General features: G+C 42.7%; 5 protein-coding genes and 1 pseudogene. All 6 read left to right on the forward strand.

Going from position 1 to position 4743, the window contains the following annotated elements:
- Positions 1–24 precede the first annotated feature (24 nt).
- Positions 25–1125 (forward strand): redox-regulated ATPase YchF, encoded by a 1101-nt coding sequence (ychF, locus tag CVN76_RS05595; protein WP_100530567.1) that lies wholly within the window; start codon positions 25–27, stop codon positions 1123–1125.
- 182 nt (positions 1126–1307) lie between these two features.
- Positions 1308–1592 (forward strand): 30S ribosomal protein S6, encoded by a 285-nt coding sequence (gene rpsF / locus CVN76_RS05600; protein ID WP_061141437.1) that lies wholly within the window; start codon positions 1308–1310, stop codon positions 1590–1592.
- Positions 1593–1658: 66 nt separating this feature from the next.
- Entirely contained in the window at positions 1659–2189 is a 531-nt protein-coding gene (ssb, locus tag CVN76_RS05605) for a single-stranded DNA-binding protein (protein WP_061141436.1), read from the forward strand.
- Positions 2190–2236: 47 nt separating this feature from the next.
- On the forward strand, positions 2237–2476 hold the full coding sequence (gene rpsR / locus CVN76_RS05610) for a 30S ribosomal protein S18 (RefSeq protein ID WP_053348323.1): 240 nt from the start codon (positions 2237–2239) through the stop codon (positions 2474–2476).
- A gap of 213 nt (positions 2477–2689) precedes the next feature.
- Complete coding sequence (locus tag CVN76_RS05615) at positions 2690–3637, forward strand: YybS family protein (protein ID WP_100530568.1); 948 nt, start codon at positions 2690–2692, stop codon at positions 3635–3637.
- A 36-nt stretch (positions 3638–3673) separates the two neighbouring features.
- Positions 3674–4743: pseudogene (locus tag CVN76_RS05620) on the forward strand (hypothetical protein); the annotation flags it as partial.

A 4743-nucleotide genomic window follows, 5' to 3' on the forward strand; every position in this document is an offset into this window, starting at 1 on the left:
CTATCTTGAAGGAGTGAAATATAAATGGCTTTAACAGCTGGTATTGTCGGTTTGCCTAACGTAGGGAAATCCACTTTATTTAATGCAATTACTCAGGCAGGTGCGGAATCTGCGAACTATCCTTTTTGTACGATCGACCCGAACGTCGGGATCGTGGAAGTGCCGGATCACCGTTTGCAAAAATTGACCGATTTGGTCCAACCGAAAAAAACGGTTCCGACAGCATTCGAATTCACCGATATCGCCGGGATTGTAAAAGGGGCAAGTAAAGGTGAGGGTCTTGGTAATAAGTTCCTTTCTCACATCCGTCAAGTTGATGCGATTTGTCAGGTTGTCCGTTGTTTCGCTGATGACAACATTACGCATGTTTCTGGAAAAGTGAATCCGATCGATGATATCGAAGTCATCAATCTTGAATTGATCCTTGCCGATTTGGAATCGGTTGATAAACGTATCGACCGTGTCGGCAAAATGGCCAAGCAAAAAGATAAGGATGCAGTGGCTGAACATGAAATCCTTGTCACTTTGAAAGCGGCATTGGAAGAAGAAAAACCTGCCCGTTCCGTTGAATTTACTGAAGAACAGCTGAAAATCGTCAAGGGCATGCATTTGCTTACGGCGAAGCCGACGCTTTATGTGGCGAACGTAAGCGAAGATGAAGTGGCTAATGCCGATGACAACGAATATGTGCAGCAGGTCCGTGAATATGCAGCGAACGAAAACGCGGAAGTAATCGTGATTTGTGCCAAAATCGAAGAAGAAATTGCCGAGCTTGACGGTGAAGAAAAGGAAATGTTCTTATCTGAACTAGGCATCGAGGAGTCCGGTCTTGACCAATTGATCCGTGCTTCCTATAACTTGCTTGGATTGGCGACATACTTTACCGCTGGTGTCCAGGAAGTGCGTGCTTGGACATTCCGGAAAGGCATGAAGGCCCCTCAATGCGCCGGTGTCATCCATACCGATTTCGAACGAGGCTTCATCCGTGCCGAAGTCGTTTCTTATACCGATTTGCTAGAAGCGGGCAGTCACGGTGCTGCAAAAGAAGCCGGAAAAGTGCGTTTGGAAGGAAAAGAATACATCGTTAACGATGGCGATGTCATCCATTTCCGTTTTAACGTATAAGAATGAAAGCCCCTGCAGCATAATTTGCAGGGGCTTTCATCAATCGTTTTCAATTAATTGTAATAAGTAGAGCCATTCGTTGCAAAGACTCTACAACTATGCTATAATTTCATCTTGTGAGTAATTATAAATAATTGCTCCTTGCCCAATAGGGCCGCTTAGACCAAAAGGAGGTGACAGTGATGAGAAAATACGAAATTATGTATATCATCCGTCCAAACATTGAGGAAGAAGCTAAAAAAGCTTTAGTTGAACGTTTCAACACAATCCTTACTGATAATGGTGCGGAAGTAGAAGCAAAAGAATGGGGTAAACGCCGTCTTGCATATGAAATCAATGATTTCCGTGATGGTTACTACATGCTTCTTAAAGTTAACGCTGAAAGTGCTGCGATCCAAGAATTCGATCGTCTTGCTAAAATCAGTGAAGACATCATTCGCCACATGGCTACTAGAGAAGAAGTTTAATTCGATTAATATAAATTCAAACCTTGTTTCACATGAAACAAGCTTGAAACCTAGGGGTTGATTCTGATGATGAATCGCGTAGTTTTGGTAGGACGCTTAACTAAAGATCCTGAATTACGATATACACCTAATGGAGTACCTGTAGCAACCTTTACTTTAGCTGTGAACCGTAGTTTTACGAATCAGTCAGGTGAACGTGAAGCAGATTTCATTAATTGTGTAGTTTGGCGTAAACCGGCAGAAAATGTAGCTAACTTCTTGAAAAAAGGCAGTTTGGCTGGCGTGGATGGACGTGTCCAAACACGTAATTATGAAGGACAAGACGGCAAACGCGTATATGTGACGGAGATTCTGGCTGAGAGCGTTCAGTTCCTTGAACCACGAAGCAGTTCAGCGGGTGAAAGAAATGAAGGCGGTTCTTACGGTGGGGGTCAAAGAAGTTATGGTAACAATAATAACGGAAATGACAATAATTCGTATGGACAAAATCCTAATCAGAATCAACGGAGCAATAACAACTACACTCGTGTAGATGATGATCCATTTGCAAATGACGGTAAGACCATCGACATTTCAGATGACGATCTTCCGTTTTAAACAGCCGTTTAAAATGAAAATTCAAAATGCAGGGAGGGAAAATGATTATGGCAATGGGTGGACGTAAAGGACGCGGTAAGCGTAAAAAGGTTTGTTATTTCACATCAAACGGTATCACTAAAATTGATTACAAAGATACAGATCTTCTTAAAAAATTCGTCTCAGAACGCGGTAAAATCTTACCACGTCGTGTAACTGGCACAAGCGCTAAATATCAACGTAAATTAACGATTGCTATTAAACGCTCACGTACTATGGCATTACTTCCATACGTATCTGGTGAATAATTAAAATGGGCGCATTGAGGAATCATCCTTAATGCGCCTTTTTTTTATAAATCATATCCTTTTCCTGAAATCCGCTGAAATTGCGGTTTTTTTATTTTCCAAGGAAATAATATTCATTTCTTGAAAAAAGAATGTCATGTTTGAAATATCCTGGCCGTAACGGATACAATATAAAGATGAGCTTAAGACAATAAAACAGGGGGTGAAAAATAGATGAATAGCGGGAGACGAATTGCGGAGGGCGGTGCCCTTTTGGCACTATATTGCATTTTACTGTTCATCACCATCCATGTCCCGTTAATGGGCATCATCACGCTTTTCTTTTTACCGACTCCATTCATTTTGATCGCAATCAAACAAAAGCTTTCTTGGAGCCTGGGTTACTTATTCATCGCTTCGTTATTGACGCTCCTCATCGGGTCTGTACTATCCGTACCATTGACCCTGCTTATGGGTGTTACGGGAATGGTGATCGGCTATTGCTTGAGGAAGGATAAACCGATGGTAACTGCGTTCATAAGTGCAGTCCTTGTGTTCCTGGGAGGCACAATCTTAATATATGCAGGCTCCGTGTTGATAACCAATGTGAATTACATAGAAAAAGCGTTGGATATGGTTAAGGCATCGGCAGAAAAACCGGTTAACATCATGGGATCTCTTGGGCAGGCACAGAGGGATGAAATCAAAACGCAGATGCATGACTTCATCGATATGTTTTACACGTTGATGCCGAGTTTATTTGTCTTGATGTCCGTCTTGATGGTATTGTTCATTTTCCTCGCTGCACATCCCATTTTGAAGCGATTCAGCGTAAAGGCGTTAAGATGGCCTCATTTTCGAGATCTGCGACTCCCGAAAAGCCTTTTATGGTATTATTTAATTACGATGCTTCTCGCCCTTTTTGTGAATACGGACAAGAACGGCTATGTATATATGGCCATAACGAACTTATTTTTCATCCTGCAGTTCTTCATATTATTGCAAGGATACTCCCTGATTTTTTATATCGCTCATGTGAAGTCATGGGCCAAGGCCGTGCCCGTTATAATCCTGGTTGTGACCTTGCTGTTTCCGCTTCCGATTATCACGACGGTCATCCGATTTTTAGGTATAATGGATTTAGGCTTTCCTTTTAGGGAGACATTCAGGAAAAAGGGTTAGCTTTTTGTAAAACAGATGCTTTTAGGAGCTGAAACTATGCCATCTTATTTGAAGGAATACTCGATTAAGTCCCCTTTGTATGGGATGCTGGCCGCAGGCGTGTTACTTTTGGGCGTACTGGCTTACTATAATTGGGTCATTGCCCTTATTGGACTGTTGATTCTTGCTGGTTTATTTTATTTAACATTAAGAATGGTCGAAAAAAAACAACGTAAGACCGAAGAGTATATAACGACTTTATCTTACCGATTGAAGAAGGTCGGCGAGGAAGCGTTATTGGAAATGCCGATCGGGATCATGCTCTTTAATGAAGATTATTACATCGAATGGACCAATCCATTCCTGGCCTCCTGTTTTAGCGAGGATTCATTGGCTGGAAGGTCCCTATATGATGTCGCGGACTCGATCGTCCCATTGATCAAGCAGGAAATCGAGACAGAAACACTGACGCTCCACGATCGGAAATTCAAAGTGGTCCATAAGCGTGAGGAAAGACTTCTTTACTTTTTTGATGTGACTGAGCAAGTGGAAATCGAGAAACTATATGAAGATGAACGGACGGCAATTGCCATCATCCTCCTCGATAATTATGATGATTTGACTCAGGGCATGGATGATCAGCGTAAAAGCAGCATCAACAGCTTGGTCACTTCACTTCTTGATAAATGGGCAAGGGATAATGGCGTTTTCTTTAAACGGGTATCCTCGGAACGATTCATTGCTATCTTCAATGAACATATCCTGCAGCAATTGGAAAAGGGGAAATTCTCGATCCTGGATGAAATCAGGGAAACGACAGCCAAGCAAAACGTACCATTGACCTTGAGCATAGGTGTCGGCTCCGCCGTATCATCACTGCCGGAACTAGGCTCGCTCGCGCAGTCCAGCCTGGATTTGGCACTTGGACGGGGCGGTGATCAGGTCGCGATCAAGCAGTCGAATGGTAAAGTGAAATTCTATGGCGGGAAGACCAATCCGATGGAAAAACGCACAAGGGTCCGTGCACGAGTCATTTCCCATGCATTGAAGGATATCGTCCTTGATAGCGATAAGGTCATTGTCATGGGCCATAAAAACCCGGATATGGACGCAATCGGTTCAGCGAT

Source organism: Bacillus sp. mrc49, from assembly GCF_002803435.1.

Excerpts from the sequence above, each read along its gene's own strand:
- ychF (WP_100530567.1), top strand. The coding sequence starts at position 25 with ATGGCTTTAACAGCTGGTATTGTCGGTTTGCCTAACGTAGGGAAATCC.
- rpsF (WP_061141437.1), top strand. The coding sequence starts at position 1,308 with ATGAGAAAATACGAAATTATGTATATCATCCGTCCAAACATTGAGGAA.
- ssb (WP_061141436.1), top strand. The coding sequence starts at position 1,659 with ATGATGAATCGCGTAGTTTTGGTAGGACGCTTAACTAAAGATCCTGAA.
- rpsR (WP_053348323.1), top strand. The coding sequence starts at position 2,237 with ATGGCAATGGGTGGACGTAAAGGACGCGGTAAGCGTAAAAAGGTTTGT.
- CVN76_RS05615 (WP_100530568.1), top strand. The coding sequence starts at position 2,690 with ATGAATAGCGGGAGACGAATTGCGGAGGGCGGTGCCCTTTTGGCACTA.